The following is a 17,810-nucleotide window of genomic DNA, read 5'->3' as shown; positions in this document are numbered from 1 at the left end:
CTGCGAAGGCAGGAGCGTTGGCCGCCAGCGACGGCCTTGGTGGCCAGCGCTCCGGCCTACGCCGGAGCACGGTATTTTAGGTCAGCGACGAATAGATCAGCGTCTTCAATTCGCGCCGGATCGGATACGTGCTCGACGGGCTCATCTGAGTCATGAACACCATGTTGAGCCGCTCGACCGGATCGATGAAGAACGCGGTCGAAAACATCCCGCCCCAATAATATTCGCCGACCGATCCCTGCACCATGCCGGGCGCAAGGTTCATGTTGACCGCGAAGCCCAGCCCGAACCCGGTGCCCGCGAGCGACGCTTCGCTGAACAGCGAGCGCGACATCGTCGCCAAATCCGAATCGCCCGGCAAATGGTTGATCGTCATCAGCTCGATTGTCTTGCGCCCGACCAGCCGCACGCCGTCGAGCTCGCCGCCGTTCAAACACATCTGGCAGAAACGATTATAATCGAGCGCGGTCGATACCAGCCCGCCGCCGCCCGACAGGAACTTGGGCTTCTTCGCCCAGGCGCTTTCTTCGGCGCGGTCGTACATGATGCGGCCCTTGCCGGGGACGAACGTGTAGCAATCGGTCAGCCGGTCGACCTTGTCCGCCGGCACGTCGAAGAACGTGTCATCCATCTTGAGCGGCGCGAAAATCTTCTCGCGATAGAATTGGTCGAGCGGCATGCCCGACACGCGCTGGATGACGGCGCCGAGGACGTCGGTCGAAACCGAGTAGTTCCACGCTTCGCCGGGCGAGAATTCGAGCGGAATCGCGGCCAGCGCGCCGACGAACGAGTCGAGGTCGTGTCCGCCGTGCCAATTCTCCAGCTTGCCCGCGCGATATGCGGCATCGACGTTCGAACGGTGCTGGAACCCATAGGTCAGCCCGGAGGTATGGCGCAGCAAATCGACCATCCGCATCGGCTGTGCGGTCGGCTTGGTCTGGAACGGGACGGGCCCGCCGCCAGCCTCGAACACGCCGATCCCTTTGAACTCGGGCAATACGTGGTGGACCGGCGTATCGACCGCGACCAGTCCCTGCTCGACCAGCATCATGAACGCGATCGACGTGACCGGCTTGGTCATGCTGGCGATGCGGAACAGCGATCCCTCGTCGATCGCCTTGTCCGATCCTTCGCGCGCCGCGCCCTGGCTCGAAAAATGGACGATCTCGCCATCGCGCGCGACGAGCAGCTGGACGTTCGCCAGCTTGCCCGAATCGAGGTACCGGTCCTTCAGGAAGCCATCGATCCGGCGCAGCCGTGCGGCATCGAATCCATGCTTCTCGGGTGCTTTCATCAGCATCGCTCGTCCATACCCTCGTTTCTAATTGTGTTTCTCTATTGCCTTGAGCGGCGCGCAAATCAACTCTAACGTTAGCGCAAATCCGGCGGTGTGAAACCGCGGAACAGACAGACGGAGAGCATGTGTCGACCGAGCCCGTGATCGCGCTGGACCCGAACTGGCCCAAAGTGTCGCTGAAGGATGCGGCGGACGAACTGACCGCGCCGGGATCGAAGTTCGAAATGGCCACCGTGACGATCCGCGGCGTGCCGACTCGTGTGTGGAAAAATGCGCCGAACGATCTGGGGCAGTTGCTCGATCTGTCGCGCACGCATGGCGAGCGCATCTTCACCATCCTCGACGACGAGCGAGTCGACTACGAGGCCAGTTACCGCGCGACCGCAACGCTCGCCCGAGCGCTGAAGGGCATGGGCGTCGGAAAGGGCGACCGCGTCGCGTTCGCGATGCGCAACTTGCCCGAATGGCCGGTGATCTTCTTCGCGATTACGACCTTGGGCGCGATCGCGGTGCCGCTCAACGCGTGGTGGACCGGCGCCGAACTCGAATATGGCATCAACGATTCGGGCGCCAAGGTGTTGATCGTCGATGCCGAACGGCATGAGCGAATCCGCGACCATCTCGCCGCGATGAAGGGGGTCGCGCATCTGATCGTGGCACGCTCGCGCGAACCGATCGAGGGGACGACTGCGCTCGAGGATATCATCGGGACATCGAAGACCTGGGCCGACCTGCCCGACATCGACCGCCCGCGGGTCGATATCGACAGCGACGACGATGCGACGATTTTCTACACCAGCGGCACCACCGGCAATCCCAAGGGCGCGCTCGGCACGCACCGCAATCTGATGACCAACATCATGTCGGGCGGCTATTCGTCGGCACGCAGCTTCCTGCGCCGCGGCGAGCCGATCCCCGATCCCACGCCGCGCGTCGGCCTGACCGTGATCCCGCTGTTCCACGTCACGGCGTGCAGCGCCTCGCTGATGGGCACGCTGGCGAGCGGCGGCACGCTGATCTTCATGCGCAAGTGGGAGCCGGTCCAGGCGATGGAGATCATCGAGCGCGAGGGCGTCCACATCACCGGCGGCGTCCCGACCATAGCGTGGCAGTTGATCGAGCATCCCGACCGCCACAAATACGATCTCTCCTCGATCGAGGCGATCGCCTACGGCGGCGCGCCGTCGGCGCCCGAACTGGTCAAGAAAATCTTCGAGGAATTCGGCGCATTGCCCGGCAACGGCTGGGGGATGACCGAGACGATGGCGACCGTCACGCATCACGGTGGCGAGGATTATCTCAATCGCCCGACCAGCGCCGGGCCGCCGGTCGCGACCGCCGACCTCGAAATCCGCGCCGACAATGGCGTCACCGTGCTGCCGCCGGGCGAGGTGGGCGAGCTGTGGGCGCGCGGGCCGATGATCGTGAAAGGATACTGGAACAAGCCCGAGGCGTCGGCCGAGACCTTCGTGGACGGCTGGGTCCGCACCGGGGACCTTGCGCGGCTCGACGACGAAGGGTTCGTCTATATCGTCGACCGCGCCAAGGACATGGTGATCCGCGGCGGCGAGAACATCTATTCGTCCGAGGTCGAGAACGTGCTTTACGCGCATCCGGCGGTCACCGATTGCGCGGTGATCGGCTTGCCGCATCGCACGCTGGGCGAGGAGCCCGCGGCGGTTGTCCACCTCGCGCCCGGCGAGACTGCGAGCGAAGCCGAGCTCCAGGCATGGGTCCGCGAACGCATCGCCGCGTTCAAGACGCCGGTCGCGATACGCTTCGTTCACGAAACGCTGCCCCGCAACGCCAACGGCAAGATCATGAAGAAGGATCTGAAGGGCTTGTTCGAGGATCGCGAGACTGCGGCGGCCTAAGCGTCGTTAACGCGGGAACCGCGCTCCCCGGCCATCGTTATGCTTCCGCAACGGAGGATGTACCATGGCCGATCTCAACACCGACGAGCGTACCGTCGTCGCAAAAAGCAGCTTTGACGTGGCGAATGTCATTATCGCCATCGCGATCCTGCTGGCGGTGCTCGGCGTTCTCAAATATTTGCACATGCTGCCATTCTAGGCCGAAGCGATGGCCTTCGCCGGCGCGGTTTCGCGGGCGAAGGCCATTGCCACGAGCCCCAGCACGGCGGCCGCGAACATGTACCATGCGGGCGCCAACGGGTTGCCGGTCACCCCGGTCAGCCAGGCGATAACGAACTGCGTCGTTCCGCCGAACACCGATATCGCCACGGCATAGAGGATCGCCAATGCGCCCGACCGCACGCGCGCGGGCAAGGCCTCGGCAACCGCGACCAACGCGCTTGTCGCCGCGATCGAGCAGAGCATGCGGAGCACAAAACTCACGCCGTAGAGCGTCGCCGCAGACGGGTAGCGCGTCAGTAGCCAGAACCCCGGTAACGCCGCCACGGTGAACACCAGCATCGGCCAGATCATCCACGGCCGCCGCCCGTGGCGATCGGACATCACGCCGCCGATCAACGCACCGACCAGATTTCCCGCGCCGACCGCCACGGTCGCGCCCAACGCGACGCCCGACGGCATGCCCAATGTGGCCTTGGCAAAGGTCGTCATGTAATTAAGCACATAGGTGCACACCGTCGCCGACAGCATCGTCAGGAACGCGAAGATCGCCACCCCGGCATAGCTGCGCACCCGCGGCGCCTTGGTTGCCGACACCGTGGCGTGCAGCGTCTCCGGCAACCGTCCGCGCAGGACGAGCCCGACCGGCACGATCGTCACCCCGACCGCCATCGCGATGCGCCATCCCCAGCTTGCCAGCGCGCTATCGTTCATGCTCGCCGCCAGTCCCACGCCGATCGCGCCCGCCAACAACGTCGAGGCGCCTTGCCCGGCATATTGCATCGAAATGTAGGTGCCGCGCTTCGCCGCGGGCGCGGCTTCGGCGAGGAAGGCGGTGCTCGTGCCGACCTCGCCGCCCAGCGCGAAGCCCTGCACCAGCCGGCACAGGATGACGATGATCGGCGCGGCGATGCCGATCGCGGCGTAGGATGGCGTGATCGCCACGCCCAGCGTCGACAGCCCGATCATCGCGAACGACAGCAGCATCATCGGCCGCCGCCCGATCCGGTCGCCCAGCCCGCCGATCACCACCGCACCGATCGGTCGCGTCAGGAACCCCGCCCCGAACGTCGCGAGCGCGAGCAACAGGCTCGAATGCGGGTTGGTCGCCGGGAAGAAACACTGGCCGATCTGCACCGCGAAAAAGCTGAAGACGAGAAAGTCGTAAAATTCGAGCGCGTTGCCGAGGGTTACGCCAAGCACTTGCGCGCGCGTTACCGGCGGCGGCGTCGAGCCTTCGTCCGTCATCGCTCGTCCCCCCGGAAAGCCGCTGCATGCTTCAAGGGGGCTTTCACGGCCGAGTCAAATCATCGCGCTGGCAATGTGGGATTTCGCCTGTCACCATCGCTGCCCGTGGTAGGCAAACATGGCGAAAGTTGCTCCAATCGTGCTCTCTCTAGACAATGTTCGCGATGTTCCGGTCATTCGCGACGCAGCATCCAACGATGCGGTCGGCATCCTGCCGATGTACAATTACGCCGTGCGCGAGACGACCGCGATCTTCGATACCGGTGAATCCGATTTGGCGGCGCGCGAGATCTGGCTGACGAAGCGGCAGGAAGCGGGGTTTCCGGTGCTGGTCGCGGAGATCGACGGCGCGATCGCCGGGTTCGCCTCGTTCGGCGATTTTCGCGCGTGGGACGGTTATCGCTTCACCGTCGAGCATTCGATCTATGTCGCGCCGGACCGGCATCGCGAAGGGATTGGTCGCGCGTTGCTTACCGGGCTGATCGAGCGCGCGCGGGCGGCGGGCAAGCATGCGATGGTAGCGGGGGTCGAGGCGGGCAATGCCGGTTCGATCGCGCTGCACGTGGCGCTCGGGTTTCGCGAAGTCGGACGGATGCCGCAGGTCGCGGAGAAGTTCGGTCGCTGGCTCGACTTGGTATTCCTGCAGTTGCTGCTCGACGATCGCGCATCGCCCTAACCTAAATTATTGCTCTTCCACCACTTCCAGACATAAGGCGCACATGCTCACCGACAATTTCCTCAAGAACCGCCGCCGCCGCGAACTGAGCGACGAGGAAAAGGAAGCGATCGAAAGCATCCTGACCGCGCCGGTCACCTTGCCCCGGCGCAAGATCGTGACCAGCCGCGGCGACGTCGTGACGCGCAGCACGTTCCTGATTTCGGGCTTCATGTCGCGCTACATGGACGGTTCCGACGGGCATCGTCAGCTGGTCAGCGTCCAGACGCCGGGCGATTTCGTCGATCTGCACGGCTATCCGCTGCAACGGCTCGACCATGACATCGCGACGCTCAGCGAGTGCCAGGTCGCCTACGCCCCGCACGACAAGCTGACCGCGCTGATCGAGCGGTTGCCGCATCTCGGCCGCGTGCTGTGGTTCTCAACGCTGCTCGACGCGGCGATGCACCGCGAATGGATATTCCGGCTCGGGCGGCTCGATGCGGTCGGGCGCGTCGCGCATATGCTGTGCGAAACTTATGCCCGGCTCGACGCGGTCGGGCTGGTGCATGACAAAACGTTTGCCTGGCCCCTAACGCAGCAGGATCTGGGCGAAGCGTGCGGGCTCACCTCGGTCCACGTCAACCGCACGTTACGCGTGTTGCGCGAGGCGGGGATGGTCGAAGTGTCCGACCGGCAGGTCACAGTGATGGATTTCGACCGGCTGGCGCATACCGGCGAATTCCAGCCCGATTACCTCTATTTCGACGACGAGATTCGCACACCTTAGGCGGCGGTTGCGACGACCGACTTTACCGCTTTCTCCCAACCGTCGAGCCGAGCCTGGCGGACCTTGTTGTCCATGGCGGGCTTGAACGTCTCAATCGTGCCGCGCATCGCCGATGCCGCTTTCAGGTCGGCGAACAGGCCGCAGCCGACACCAGCCAGCATCGCCGCGCCCAAGGCGGTGGTTTCGGTGAAGGCGGGCCGCTCGACGCGCACGTCGAGCAGGTCGGCGAGATCCTGTGCGATCCAGTCGTTGGCAACCATTCCGCCGTCGATCCTCAGGGCGGCCCAGTCGGCACCGTCCGCAGCGAACGCGGTCTTCAGGTCGTGCGCCTGATGCGCCATCGCTTCCAGCGCGGCGCGGACGATGTGCGCACGAGTCGCCGTAAAGCTGAGGCCGGAGATGGAGCCGCGCGCATCCGCTTCCCACCATGGCGCGCCGAGGCCGGAAAGCGCCGGGACGAGGTAAACGCCAGCATTGTCATCGACCGACCGCGCGAGCGCTTCGGTTTCCTGCGCCGTCTCGATTAGCTTCACCGAATCGCGCAGCCATTGAACCAAGCTGCCGGCGACGAACACCGATCCTTCGAGCGCGTAGGCGCGGCGGCCGCCGAGTTGCCACGCGATCGTCGCGAGCAAGCGGTTCTTCGAAGTCGGCTGCTTCGTACCGTATTGCGTCAGCACGAACGCGCCGGTGCCGAACGTCGCCTTGGTGTCGCCGGGGTCGAGGCATGCCTGGCCGATCGTCGCGGCTTGCTGGTCGCCGGCCATGCCGCAGATCGGGAGGGGGGCTCCGAACAGCGCGGTTTCGCCGTAGCGGCCCGCGCAATCGACGATCTCGGGAAGTGCCGCGCGGGGTGCGTCGAACAGGTCGATCAGCCCGTCGTCCCAATGCCCGCTGCCGATTGCCATAAGTGCGGTGCGGCTGGCATTCGTCGCGTCCGTAATGTGCAATCCGCCGGTGAGCTTCCACACCAGCCACGAATCGATTGTCCCGACCGCCAGTCTGTCGCCGGCGGCTTTGAGTTGCGGCCAGTTCGCCATCGCCCAGCCGATCTTCGAGCCTGAGAAATACGGATCGAGCAACAATCCCGTCCGCGCCTGGACGGTCGGCTCGTGCCCGGCATCCTTCAGTTTGCGGCACATCGCAGCCGTGCGCCGGTCCTGCCAGACGATCGCGGGGGCAAGCGGCTCGCCGGTCGTCTTGTCCCAGAACACCACCGTCTCGCGCTGATTGGTGATGCCGATCGCGGCCACATTCTTCGCACCGCCGGCCTTCTTCACCATCGCTTTCACGCAGACGAACGTGCGCTCCCAGATTTCGGCGGCGTCGTGTTCGACCATCCCGGGGGCGGGATAATGCTGCGTCAGGTCGGCCGATTTGCTGCCCAGGCAGGCGCCACTGGCCGCGAACAGCATCGCGCGGGTGGATGTGGTGCCTTCGTCGATGACCAGCAATTTATCGGGCATCCGACGACGCTAGCCGGGATTACTTTGCGATGGAATGCCGCTACGAATGCGGCATGGAAGCCGTCAACGAACCCGGGATCGAAGCGCCCGTGCCCGCCATCGAAGACGGCGCGCCGGCAATCGACGATCGCCGCGACCGCCTGCTCGCCGCCCTGACGCTGATCGCGGGCGTGGCGCTGGTCCTCGGGCTGCCGTTCGCGCTGAAGGCTGGGGCCGAATTCTTCCTGCCGGTGACGATTTCGCTGGTGATCGCGATCGCGCTGATCCCGATTCTCGAATGGCTCGAGCGGCGGCGGTTGCCGTCGTGGCTCGCCGCGTTGATCTGCGTGGTAACCTTTCTCGCGGCGGCCAACGTCGCGCTGGCGGCGATCGTCGTCCCGGCGATCGAATTCTTCCGCAAGCTGCCCGAGCGGATCGACCGCATCCAGGCGAACCTTGCACCGTTGCTCGATCTCTACACGACTCTCGAAAAATACCTCAATCGCACGATCACGCATCTGGCCAATACCGGCCCGGTCAAGGCATCGCCGACCACGGCGGTCGCGCCGCCGGGATCGCTCCTCGAACTCGCCGCGACCTCGGCGCCGACCGCGATCATCCAGGTGTTCTTCGGGGTGCTGGTGGTGTTCTTCTTCCTCGCCGGATGGAGCCGCACGCGACGCAAGACGATCACCAGCCGCCAGAGCTTCGGCGGGGCGATGGCGACCGCTCGGGTGATCCAGGATGTGGTCGACGACGTGTCGGCCTATTTGGGCACGATCACGCTGATCAACGTGGTGCTCGGCGCGATCGTCGGGACGGCGTTGTGGATGGTCGGGATGCCCTATCCGGCGATGTGGGGCGGCATCGCGGCGCTGCTCAACTACGTGCCCTATTTCGGTCCGATCGTCGCGGCGTTGCTGCTCGCGATTGGCGGATTGATGACGTTCAACGATTTCTGGATCGCGATGATTCCCGCGGCAATCATGATCGGGTGCCATCTGGTCGAGGCCAATGTGGTAACGCCGTTGATCGTGGGGCACCGGCTGACGATCAATCCGGTGCTGATCCTGATATCGCTGAGCTTCTGGAGCTGGGTGTGGGGCACCCCCGGCGCGTTGCTCGCGGTGCCGCTGCTGATCATCATTCAGACCGTCATCGGCGCGGCGGGCAAGCCCGATATCGCCGGCTTCCTGTTCGAACGCGGCACATTGGTCAGCGAGCGCAAGCGCGGGCGGTTCGGTATTCGCAGAAATTAGCGATCCGGCCCGGAACGCGTTGACAGGGTAGGGCACCTCGCTTAGTGGCCGCGCCTCACGCTTCCCAAGCGGGTGTAGCTCAGTTGGTTAGAGCGCCGGCCTGTCACGCCGGAGGTCGCGGGTTCGAGCCCCGTCACTCGCGCCATAGCGCAGTCGAAAGACGCGCTAGCGAAGCTATCGCGCATCTCGACAAGCTCGGCCGGCGGAGCGCAGCGCCGACCGACGACGCGGCTTTGCCGCGGCGCGTTACCGCCGCCACCGCCCCGTCTCCATCCAGCTGAGCAAGCGCCGCATCGGCAGTAGCCACAACCAGACGATCCCGGCGACAACGTAGAAAGCGAGCTGGATCAGCGGATGCCATTGCCCGATCCAGGGCGACAGGCTCACAATGCCGACGCACCAGACCGCGATCAACGCCAGGATCGCGAGCATCCCGACGGGTTTCTGCCAGCGCGGGACGCTGGTGTCCTTTGGGGTCATCGCGTGATCCATCCTTGTTCGGTGACGATCGCATGGAGCGGTACGTCCCATCCCTCGGCAGGAATGTCCTCGACCTGCTGAACGCTCCACGCAACCCCGACCCGCCAGGCATCGGGGAAACGTGCGAAGGCACGGTCGTAATAGCCCGCGCCCTGGCCGAGCCGGTTCAGCTCAGCGTCGAATGAGACGAGCGGGGCCAGGATGATGTCGGGACGCAGTTCGATCGCGTTGCCCGCCGGCTGGCTTAGGCCGAACGGGCCTGCTTCGAGCGCGGCTTCGGTTTCCCAGGCGAGGAAGCGCATCGGCTCGCTGCGGACGGTGACGTGGGGGAGCGCGAGAACGCAGCCCGCGTCCATCGCGGCGCGCGCGAGCGGTGAGGGGTCGGCTTCGCTGCCGATCGGGACATACGAGGAGACGGTCAGTCCATGCTCCAGCCGTTTGAGAAATTCCCGCGGTACCGCGATGCCAGTCGGGCCACCGGCGACGAAGGCATCGCGCGCGGCCCGAACGTGTGCGCGTAGTGCAGCTTTATCGATCTTCATGCTGGCGCGCCGCGGCAAAGCCGCGTCGTCGGACGGGTTCGCTGGCGCGACCCGCCGGCCGCGCTTGCGCGTCTTGGCGAAAGCTCCGCTGTCGTCATGCGCGCGGCGCGGGTGGCGGGACCGCCGTGGCCGTTGGCCGGGTTATCCTCTGACGCACGGTACGTCAGGTGGGGACCATATACGTCGGACCAGGATCCGGGCAGGGACAGTCCCCATGGATGATGAATAGCCTCAGGGATAATAAAGGCTCGTACCGGGCAGTGCCCGCCGCCAACCAATCTAGGCGTCCGCGCCGGGTTTCTCAAGGGCGTCCGCGATTCCCTCTAACCGCTCCGCCAGCCGGGTGAGATAGGCCGGGCTTGCACCGCCATCGCCCGCCGGCCGGTTCTCCGCGGCTTCCAGGCCATCGGCCAGCATCAGCGCAACCAGCAGCATCGTGCGTTCGGCGTTCAGCCCGCCCGATGCGCGGTTGGCGGATGCCCAACGCTGATCGAGCATGTCGCCCAGCCGGCGCAGCTGCGCTTCCTCGCCGTCGCGACAGGTGACGTTATGACGTCGATCGCCGATCGTCAGCGTGACTTCAGCCATTTTTCGCCCCCAGCGCGTCGAGCGCCGAGATCGCTTCGCCGACCTTCGCGCGCAACGCGTCGTGACGCTGTTTCAAGTCGCTCGCCGAACGGTCGCGCGACTGGGCCGCGCGTTCGATCCGCGAGAGTGCCGCGTCGATCCGGTCGGTCGGGGATGCATCTGCCATGGTTAAGCGAAATAGCACGGGTGGACGGCGCGGCAACCTCGATTCAACGCGGGCCAAGGTTGACGCGCCGCGCCTGCATCCGCAAAGGCACCCGCGAGCGGCCGGCCCCTTCGCGAGCGCCTTGGCCACAGCAGGAGCAAGCACATGGCGGTGAAGGTTGCGATCAACGGGTTCGGGCGGATCGGGCGGCTGGTGGCGCGCGCGATGCTGGCGCAGGGCGACACCGGGCTCGATCTCGTTGCGATCAACGATCTGGGCGACGCCAAGTCGAACGCCTTCCTGTTCAAGCGCGATTCGGTCCACGGCATGTGGCCCGGCACGGTGAGCGCAGAGGGCGACGACCTGGTGATCGACGGGAAGCGCATCCGCGTCACCGCCGAGCGGGACCCCGCCAAACTTCCGCACGGCGAACTCGGCGTCGATATCGTGCTCGAATGCACCGGCTTCTTCACCGACCGCGAATCCTGCCAGAAGCATATCGACGCTGGTGCCAAGAAGGTGCTGATCTCGGCGCCCGGCAAGGGCGTCGATCTGACCGTCGTGTTCGGCGTCAATCACGAGAAGCTGACCGCCGACATGACGATCGTGTCGAACGCGTCGTGCACGACCAATTGTCTCGCCCCGGTCGCCAAGGTGCTCAACGACACGTTCGGGATCGAACGCGGGTTGATGACCACGGTCCATGCCTACACCAATGACCAGAAGATTCTCGACCAGATCCACAGCGACATGCGCCGCGCGCGCGCCGCCGGCATGTCGATGATCCCGACGACGACAGGCGCCGCGCGCGCCGTCGGTGAAGTGCTGCCCGAACTGAAGGGCAAGCTCGACGGATCGGCGATCCGCGTGCCGACCCCCGACGTGTCGCTGATCGACCTCACTTTCACCCCGAGCCGCGACGTGACTCGCGACGAGGTCAACGCCGCGCTCAAGGCAGCAAGCGAGAGCGGGCCGTTGAAGGGCGTGCTGGCCTATACCGACGAGCCGTTGGTCTCGATCGACCTACAGGGCGATCCTGCCTCGTCGACCGTCGACAGCCTGGAAACCGCCGTGATGGACGGCAAGCTGGTCCGCGTCGTTAGCTGGTACGACAATGAATGGGGTTTCTCCAATCGCATGGTCGACACCGCCAAGGCGATGGCGGCGCTGATCTGACCGTGACGGGCCGATTGGCCGGGATCGCGCGCCATGCGCGACGGCGTGGGCCGATCGAAGTGCTCGATCGCGTGCTGGTGACGCCCGAAAGCGGGGTCGAGGGCGACTGCAACGGCGGCAAGACCAAGCGCCAGGTATCGCTGATCGAAGCGAACGATTGGGCCGCAGCGACGGGGGAAGCCGGTATCGAACTCCCGTGGTGGGCGCGGCGAGCGAACTTGCTGGTCGAGGATTTCGACCTGCCGCATGGTGGCGATGTCCGCATCCGGATCGGTGCCGATGTGGTGATCGAACTCAAGACCGAAATCGACCCGTGCCAGCGGATGGACGATCTGGCGCCCGGGCTGCGCTGCGCGCTCGAACCCGACTGGCGCGGCGGTGCTGGCGGCAAGGTAATAGCCGGCGGCATAATCGCGGTCGGCGATGAGATCAGGATCGAAGAACAATGACCAGGCCGTTCAAAACGCTTGACGATATGGGCGACATCGCGGGCAAGCGCGTGCTGGTGCGCGAGGATTTGAACGTACCGATGGCCGATGGCGCGGTGACCGACGACACCCGGCTGCGCGCCGCGGTGCCGACCGTTGCCGAGCTCGCCGATCGCGGTGCGAAGGTGATCGTGCTGTCGCATTTCGGGCGGCCCAAGGGGCAGCGTAACGCGCAAATGAGCTTGGCGCTCATGACCAGGCCTTTCGAGCAAGTGCTCGGGCGGCCGGTGCGGTTTATCGACATGGACGGTGCGGGCGATGCGATCGCGACGCTTGGGGAGGGCGATGTCGCGATCCTCGAAAATACGCGCTTCGATCCCGGCGAGGAAACCAATGATACCGAAACGGTGAAGCGACTCGCCGCGCTTGGCGATCTCTATGTCAACGACGCTTTTTCCGCTGCACACCGCGCGCACGCTTCGACCGAAGGACTGGCGCATCGGCTTCCCGCCTTCGCCGGCCGCCAGATGGAGGCCGAGCTCGACGCGCTCGACAAGGCGCTCGGCGCGCCCGAGCATCCGGTCGCGGCGGTCGTCGGCGGGGCGAAGGTGTCGTCCAAACTCGATGTGCTCAAACACCTGGTCGACAAGGTCGATCATCTGATCATCGGCGGCGGGATGGCCAACACCTTCCTCGCCGCGCGCGGGGTAAATGTCGGCAAGAGCCTGGCCGAACATGATCTGATCGATACGGCAGAAGAGATTTTCGACGCTGCCGATCGTACCGGTTGCACGATCCACTTGCCCTATGACGTGGTGGTCGCGACGGAGTTCGCGGCCAATCCACCTTCGTTGCGCACCTGCAACGTCCACGAAGTCGCCGCCGACGAGATGATCCTCGATATCGGCCCGGCTGCGACCGAGGCGCTGGCGGACGTGCTCAAGACGTGTCGCACGCTCGTCTGGAACGGACCGCTCGGCGCGTTCGAGACGCCGCCGTTCGATACCGCAACCATGGCGCTGGCCAGAACCGCGGCAGCGCTCACCCGCGAAGGCTCACTGGTATCGGTGGCGGGCGGCGGCGACACCGTGGCGGCGCTCAACCAGGCGGGTGTCGTCGGCGATATGACGTTCGTCTCGACCGCCGGCGGCGCGTTTCTCGAATGGATGGAGGGCAAGGAATTGCCGGGGGTGAAAGCGCTCAGCGCTTCTTGAGCAGCGGCCCGACGATCGTGTCGAGCTTGGCCTGGTCGAACGCTCCCGACTTGGCATAGGCCACCTTGCCGTCGCGGCCGATCACATAGTTCATCGGGATTGCCGGCAAGCGATAGTCCGGGCCGCCGACTCGGGCGGCTTGCGGGAAGGCGATCGTGGGCGACAGCCAGCGTCCACGCCCATCCTCGCCCGGATCCGCGGCAACACCGATGACGACCAGCCCATCGGCACGATGCGCGCGGTAATAGCTGTTGAGCAGCGGGAGTTCCTTGCGGCACGGCACGCACCAGCTCGCCCAGAAGTTCACCATCACCACGCGCCCGCGCAGGTTGGCGCTGGTCAGCACGGTGCCGTCGGCGAGCGTGAAGCGGAAGCTGTTGATGACGTCATTGCCGGTCGCGGCGGAGCCGGCATCGGCCGACATCAGCAACGCCGTGGCCGCGGCAAACACCTTGAATGCGCGGGTCATGTTCACGTCGCCGGGACCGGCTCGCGCAAGAGCGGGACCAGCAACGCGTTGAGCTGGTCGAGGTCGAACGCATTTGCCTTGGCATAACGTATGCGGCCGTCGCGCCCGATCACGATGTTGGTCGGCACGCCATCCATCACGTCATACGGGCCCTTGATCCCCAAGGCCGGGGTGATGTGCATCGCTGCGAACAGTTTTTTCATTTGATAGGCGGGGACCGAATCCTCGGTCGCGACGGCAAAAACGCGCAATCCGGCTTTCTGCTGGGTCTGGTAATAGGCGTCGAGCAGCGGCAGTTCGGTCCGGCACGGTCCGCACCACGTCGCCCAAAAATTGAGCACCACGACCTGGCCGCGCAACTCGTCGCGCGTAATCTTGGTCTTGTCGGTCAGCTTCAGCGTGAAATCGGGCGCCATCTCGCCGACCTTCACCTTGCCGCCGCCAGCGTTGGCCGGCGTTGCGGAGCCAGCTAGCGCCAAACCTGCAGCGAGCAGTAACGCAATTGCGAACCGTTTGATATTGCCAGTCTTCATTTGCGCCCCCTGCGCTTGCTCAGGGGATCGTGGCCGAGCGCGGGGCGAGCGTCAATCGCTCGTTGGCGACTGGTTGCGGATAATGTCTGCCCCCTTTATCAGCCGCGCCACAATGAAGCAGCGCTGACAGGAATCCCGATGAATACCGCCGAGATGACCGCCAAGATTGCCGCCGGGCACGGCTTCATCGCCGCGCTCGACCAATCGGGCGGATCGACGCCGAAGGCGCTCAAGGGATACGGCATTGAGGAAGGCGCGTGGGCCGACGATGCGGGGATGTTCGACCTGATCCACCAGATGCGTGTGCGGATCATCACTTCCCCGACGTTCACCGGCGATAAAGTGATCGCCGCGATCCTGTTCGAGCGGACGATGGACGGGCAGGCGAACGGCACGCCGGTGCCGCAGGCGCTGCACGACCGTGGCGTTGTGCCGTTCCTGAAGATCGACAAGGGGCTGGAGGACGAAGCGAACGGCGTTCAGCTGATGAAGCCGATGCCGGGGCTCGACGCCCTGCTTACGCGCGCCGCGACGCTCGGCCTGTTCGGGACCAAGGAACGGTCGGTGATCAACTTTGCCAACCGTCAGGGCATTGCCGCGATCATCGCGCAACAGTTCGAAGTGGCGCAGCAAGTGCTCGGGCAAGGTATGGTTCCGATCATCGAGCCCGAGGTCAACATCGAGAGCCCGGAACGCGCCGAAGCCGACGCGATTTTGGCCGACGAGCTCAAGAAGGCGCTCGACGCGATGACCGGCGACGCGAAGGTCATGCTGAAGCTCTCGCTGCCGGCCAATCGCGGGCAGTATGCGACGCTGGCCGCGCATCCTCGCGTGCTCAAGGTCGTCGCGCTGTCGGGCGGCTTCCACCGCGCCGAGGCCTGCGGCGAGCTGGCGCGCAACAAGGGCATGATCGCGAGCTTCAGCCGCGCCTTGCTGGAGGATTTGCGCTTCCAGATGACCGACGCCGAATTCGACGCCTCGCTGGGCGCGGCGATCGACGAAATCTACACTGCTTCGGTCGAGAAAACCGCGGACGCCGCCTGATCTATTCGCTCTCGCCGAGGACGTCGGCGAGGCGATCCAGCCGTTTTTCCAGCATCGAGCGCCGCTCTCGCGCCCATCGCTCGAGCGGCGTCAATCCGTCGGGCACGAGCGACGCCGTACGCACCCGCCCGACCTTTTCGGTGCGCACCACGCCGCATTGTTCGAGTATGTGCAGGTGTTGAGCGACCGCCGTCACGGTGATCTTCAGCGGCTCGGCGAGGCGCGAGACCGAGGCCGGCCCTTCGGCAAGCCGATCGACGATCGCGCGCCGGGTCGGGTCGCCGAGCGCCTGGAACAATCGGTCGAAATCGGGTTTCACCCGCTCAGCCTTCGAGCACCGCGCCCAATTTGTCGAGCAGCACGCGCCAGCCCTGTTCGCGCATCACGGGCCCATCCGAATTTTCGAAGAAGGCGACTTGGTTGGTGCAGACCAGGTCGGTGCCCTCGCCATCGGGCAACAGCTCGTACGTGGTGAGCGACACCGACATCGGCCGCCCGCCGATCGCCATCATGCTGGAGGAGACGATGCGGCTGTCGGGCACGATCGCCTGGAACGCGCTGTCGTCGGTTAACGACACGCCGGGGAAGGGGCTGTTGTCGCCGAATTTGTACTCGAGGTGCTGCGTGCCGCCGGGGCGAAAGTCGCTGTCGAACGCGACGAGTTCATGGTGGTCGCTTGCGGCGAACCACAACCGCTTGATCGCGGGATCGCTCAATGCTGCAAACACCTTGGCCGGCGAGGCCTTGTAGCTGCGCTCTACGATGAAAGTGGCGTGCGTGACGGCGGCATCGGGCATGACGACGATCCTTTATAGTGAAGCTGTGACTTCAATATAGATCGCATTTCAGACAGTCAAGTGGTGACTTCACTATGGGTGCCTTGACGTGAGTGCGAGGGAATAGGAAGGCCGGAAACATGGTCGAACGCATACAAACGCCGGATCCAGCCTGGGCAGCGGTCGATTCCTATATCGGCGATCGATTGCTCGGCGATGCCCCGTCGCTGACAGCGGCGCTCCTGGCGAACGCGGCGGGCGGGCTGCCCGACATCGACGTGTCGCCGGCGCAGGGACGGATGCTGCATCTGTTGGCGCGGATGGCGGGAGCACGGCGAATCTTGGAGGTCGGGACGCTCGGCGGTTATTCGACAATCGAACTGGCGCGCGCGCTGCCCGACGATGGCGAACTGCTGACGTTGGAGATCGACCCGCACCATGCCGATGTCGCCCGCGCCAACATCGCAGCGGCGGGACTGGACGATCGCGTCGAGGTGATCACCGGCCCGGCATTGGACAGCCTGACGACGCTGACCGGGCCGTTCGATTTTGTGTTTATCGACGCCGACAAGGAAAACAACGCGGCCTATGTCGAGCATGCGATCCGGCTGTCGCGGTCGGGCACGACGATCATCGTCGATAACGTCATCCGCGAAGGGGGCGTGCTCGATGCCGACAGTGACGATGTGCGCATCCAGGGCACGCGCAAGCTGTTCGAGATGGTCGCCGCCGAACCGCGCCTGACCGCAACCGCGGTACAGACGGTAGGCGTGAAGAAGTGGGACGGATTCCTGATGGCGATGGTCAAATGATCGACGACGACCCACTCGGTCCGCTCGACCCCGATTTCGCCGCCAATTTCGTGCGCGACATGCGGCGGCCGCCTTGTCAGCTGTACCTGATCTCGCCGCTCGATGTGGGCGGTGACTTCCCCGACCGCCTGGTGCGCGCGCTCGATGCCGGTGCGGTCGCGGCGTTCCAGCTTCGCGTGAAAGACATCGACCAACACGAGGCGGCTCGGCTGGCCGAGCCGCTGCAGCGCCTCTGCGCCGACCGCGAGGTTGCGTTCATCGTCAACGATAGCGTCTCGCTCGCCAAACGATTGGGCGCGGACGGCGTGCATCTGGGGCAGGGCGACGGTGATCCCAGGGAAGCACGCGCGATCCTCGGGCCGGACCTTCAGATCGGCGTGACCTGTCACGACAGCCGCCACCTGGCGATGGAAGCGGGTGACGCGGGTGCGGATTATGTCGCTTTCGGCGCCTTCTATCCGACTACCACCAAGGAAGTGCAGCACCACCCCGAGCCGATTATCCTGAGCTGGTGGTCGGCGCTGTTCGAATTGCCTTCGGTCGCAATCGGCGGGATCACGCCCGGCAACGCGTCACCATTGATCGCGGCTGGTGCCGATTTTCTGGCGGTGTCGAACGCTGTGTGGGACGGGGACGAAGCCGCAGCCGTCCAGGCGTTCGCCGCTGTGCTTGCCGGAAAGGGCCGCGCTGGCTAAAGGCCGCGCTTCCACCTTTCCATCAGGTTACCCCCATGAAGATCAACGCGGTCGAGATTCGTCCCGGCAACATCCTCGAATATGAAGGCGGCATCTGGAAGACCGTCAAGATCCAGCACAC

General features: G+C 65.1%; 22 protein-coding genes, 1 tRNA gene and 1 pseudogene. 13 read left to right on the top strand and 11 right to left on the bottom strand.

Annotation, left to right across the window (positions count from 1 at the left end; translation table 11 throughout):
* Positions 1-76: 76 nt before the first annotated feature.
* Positions 77-1,300, bottom strand: a complete 1,224-nt coding sequence (locus JWM94_RS03715; RefSeq protein WP_299421986.1) for a serine hydrolase — start codon at positions 1,298-1,300, stop codon at positions 77-79.
* A 122-nt stretch (positions 1,301-1,422) separates the two neighbouring features.
* On the opposite strand from JWM94_RS03715, the gene JWM94_RS03710 reads away from it, so the two are divergent.
* Positions 1,423-3,171 (top strand): class I adenylate-forming enzyme family protein, encoded by a 1,749-nt coding sequence (locus JWM94_RS03710; protein WP_299421983.1) that lies wholly within the window; start codon positions 1,423-1,425, stop codon positions 3,169-3,171.
* A gap of 64 nt (positions 3,172-3,235) precedes the next feature.
* On the top strand, positions 3,236-3,370 hold the full coding sequence (locus JWM94_RS03705) for a hypothetical protein (RefSeq protein ID WP_299421981.1): 135 nt from the start codon (positions 3,236-3,238) through the stop codon (positions 3,368-3,370).
* Here the strand turns inward: JWM94_RS03705 and JWM94_RS03700 are convergent.
* On the bottom strand, positions 3,367-4,638 hold the full coding sequence (locus tag JWM94_RS03700) for an MFS transporter (RefSeq protein WP_299421979.1): 1,272 nt from the start codon (positions 4,636-4,638) through the stop codon (positions 3,367-3,369). The genes JWM94_RS03705 and JWM94_RS03700 overlap by 4 nt on opposite strands.
* 118 nt (positions 4,639-4,756) lie before the next feature.
* Here JWM94_RS03700 and JWM94_RS03695 point away from each other — a divergent pair, with 118 nt between their 5' ends.
* Entirely contained in the window at positions 4,757-5,314 is a 558-nt protein-coding gene (locus tag JWM94_RS03695) for a GNAT family N-acetyltransferase (RefSeq protein WP_299421976.1), read from the top strand.
* Between the two features lie 43 nt (positions 5,315-5,357).
* Positions 5,358-6,083 (top strand): Crp/Fnr family transcriptional regulator, encoded by a 726-nt coding sequence (locus tag JWM94_RS03690; RefSeq protein ID WP_299421974.1) that lies wholly within the window; start codon positions 5,358-5,360, stop codon positions 6,081-6,083.
* Here the strand turns inward: JWM94_RS03690 and glpK are convergent.
* A complete protein-coding gene (gene glpK / locus JWM94_RS03685) occupies positions 6,080-7,549 on the bottom strand; it encodes a glycerol kinase GlpK (protein ID WP_299421972.1) in 1,470 nt (489 codons plus the stop codon). The two genes, JWM94_RS03690 and glpK, sit on opposite strands and share 4 nt — an antisense overlap.
* A 53-nt stretch (positions 7,550-7,602) precedes the next feature.
* Here glpK and JWM94_RS03680 point away from each other — a divergent pair, with 53 nt between their 5' ends.
* Entirely contained in the window at positions 7,603-8,787 is a 1,185-nt protein-coding gene (locus JWM94_RS03680; RefSeq protein WP_299421969.1) for an AI-2E family transporter, read from the top strand.
* A gap of 68 nt (positions 8,788-8,855) precedes the next feature.
* A tRNA-Asp gene (locus tag JWM94_RS03675) sits at positions 8,856-8,932 on the top strand.
* Positions 8,933-9,033: 101 nt separating this feature from the next.
* On the opposite strand, the gene JWM94_RS03670 is transcribed toward JWM94_RS03675, so the two are convergent.
* From JWM94_RS03670 to JWM94_RS03655, 4 genes are all read right to left on the bottom strand, one after another.
* On the bottom strand, positions 9,034-9,267 hold the full coding sequence (locus tag JWM94_RS03670; RefSeq protein ID WP_299421965.1) for a DUF2842 domain-containing protein: 234 nt from the start codon (positions 9,265-9,267) through the stop codon (positions 9,034-9,036).
* A complete protein-coding gene (locus JWM94_RS03665; RefSeq protein ID WP_299421962.1) occupies positions 9,264-9,809 on the bottom strand; it encodes a 5-formyltetrahydrofolate cyclo-ligase in 546 nt (181 codons plus the stop codon). The genes JWM94_RS03670 and JWM94_RS03665 overlap by 4 nt, the downstream gene beginning before the upstream one ends.
* 279 nt (positions 9,810-10,088) lie before the next feature.
* Positions 10,089-10,397, bottom strand: a complete 309-nt coding sequence (locus JWM94_RS03660) for a cell division protein ZapA (protein ID WP_299421959.1) — start codon at positions 10,395-10,397, stop codon at positions 10,089-10,091.
* Entirely contained in the window at positions 10,390-10,563 is a 174-nt protein-coding gene (locus JWM94_RS03655; RefSeq protein ID WP_299421955.1) for a hypothetical protein, read from the bottom strand. Before JWM94_RS03655 ends, JWM94_RS03660 begins: the two co-directional genes overlap by 8 nt.
* A gap of 144 nt (positions 10,564-10,707) precedes the next feature.
* On the opposite strand from JWM94_RS03655, the gene gap reads away from it, so the two are divergent.
* From gap to pgk, 3 genes are read left to right on the top strand one after another with little or no spacing between them, the layout of a single operon-like run.
* Positions 10,708-11,718: a type I glyceraldehyde-3-phosphate dehydrogenase gene (gene gap, locus JWM94_RS03650; RefSeq protein ID WP_299421947.1), complete on the top strand. Its 1,011-nt coding sequence runs from the start codon at positions 10,708-10,710 to the stop codon at positions 11,716-11,718.
* A 2-nt stretch (positions 11,719-11,720) separates the two neighbouring features.
* A complete protein-coding gene (locus tag JWM94_RS03645) occupies positions 11,721-12,167 on the top strand; it encodes an MOSC domain-containing protein (protein WP_299421944.1) in 447 nt (148 codons plus the stop codon).
* Positions 12,164-13,360, top strand: a complete 1,197-nt coding sequence (pgk, locus tag JWM94_RS03640; protein ID WP_299421941.1) for a phosphoglycerate kinase — start codon at positions 12,164-12,166, stop codon at positions 13,358-13,360. The genes JWM94_RS03645 and pgk overlap by 4 nt, the downstream gene beginning before the upstream one ends.
* On the opposite strand, the gene JWM94_RS03635 is transcribed toward pgk, so the two are convergent.
* On the bottom strand, positions 13,347-13,829 hold the full coding sequence (locus tag JWM94_RS03635; protein ID WP_299421936.1) for a TlpA disulfide reductase family protein: 483 nt from the start codon (positions 13,827-13,829) through the stop codon (positions 13,347-13,349). The genes pgk and JWM94_RS03635 overlap by 14 nt on opposite strands.
* 2 nt (positions 13,830-13,831) lie before the next feature.
* Positions 13,832-14,245: a TlpA disulfide reductase family protein gene (locus tag JWM94_RS03630; protein WP_299422013.1), complete on the bottom strand. Its 414-nt coding sequence runs from the start codon at positions 14,243-14,245 to the stop codon at positions 13,832-13,834.
* Between the two features lie 255 nt (positions 14,246-14,500).
* On the opposite strand from JWM94_RS03630, the gene JWM94_RS03625 reads away from it, so the two are divergent.
* Positions 14,501-15,406: a fructose bisphosphate aldolase gene (locus JWM94_RS03625; protein ID WP_299421933.1), complete on the top strand. Its 906-nt coding sequence runs from the start codon at positions 14,501-14,503 to the stop codon at positions 15,404-15,406.
* A gap of 1 nt (position 15,407) precedes the next feature.
* Here JWM94_RS03625 and JWM94_RS03620 read toward each other — a convergent pair whose 3' ends face one another.
* Together JWM94_RS03620 and JWM94_RS03615 are read right to left on the bottom strand one after the other, a co-directional pair.
* Positions 15,408-15,725 carry a helix-turn-helix transcriptional regulator gene (locus tag JWM94_RS03620; protein ID WP_299421930.1) on the bottom strand — a complete coding sequence of 106 codons (318 nt, stop codon included), beginning with the start codon at positions 15,723-15,725 and terminating at the stop codon, positions 15,408-15,410.
* 4 nt (positions 15,726-15,729) lie between these two features.
* Positions 15,730-16,203, bottom strand: a complete 474-nt coding sequence (locus tag JWM94_RS03615) for an SRPBCC family protein (RefSeq protein WP_299421925.1) — start codon at positions 16,201-16,203, stop codon at positions 15,730-15,732.
* Positions 16,204-16,322: 119 nt separating this feature from the next.
* On the opposite strand from JWM94_RS03615, the gene JWM94_RS03610 reads away from it, so the two are divergent.
* From JWM94_RS03610 to JWM94_RS03600, 3 genes and pseudogenes are all read left to right on the top strand, one after another.
* Positions 16,323-16,994, top strand: coding sequence for an O-methyltransferase (locus JWM94_RS03610; protein WP_299421922.1), 672 nt, complete (start codon positions 16,323-16,325; stop codon positions 16,992-16,994).
* Positions 16,991-17,689 (top strand): thiamine phosphate synthase, encoded by a 699-nt coding sequence (gene thiE, locus JWM94_RS03605; RefSeq protein ID WP_299421917.1) that lies wholly within the window; start codon positions 16,991-16,993, stop codon positions 17,687-17,689. The genes JWM94_RS03610 and thiE overlap by 4 nt, the downstream gene beginning before the upstream one ends.
* Positions 17,690-17,724: 35 nt before the next feature.
* A pseudogene (locus JWM94_RS03600) lies at positions 17,725-17,810 on the top strand (elongation factor P); the annotation flags it as partial.

The organism is Sphingomonas bacterium (assembly GCF_028289855.1).
Classification (GTDB): domain Bacteria; phylum Pseudomonadota; class Alphaproteobacteria; order Sphingomonadales; family Sphingomonadaceae; genus Sphingomonas.
This window is presented reverse-complemented; position numbering and strand designations above follow the sequence as displayed.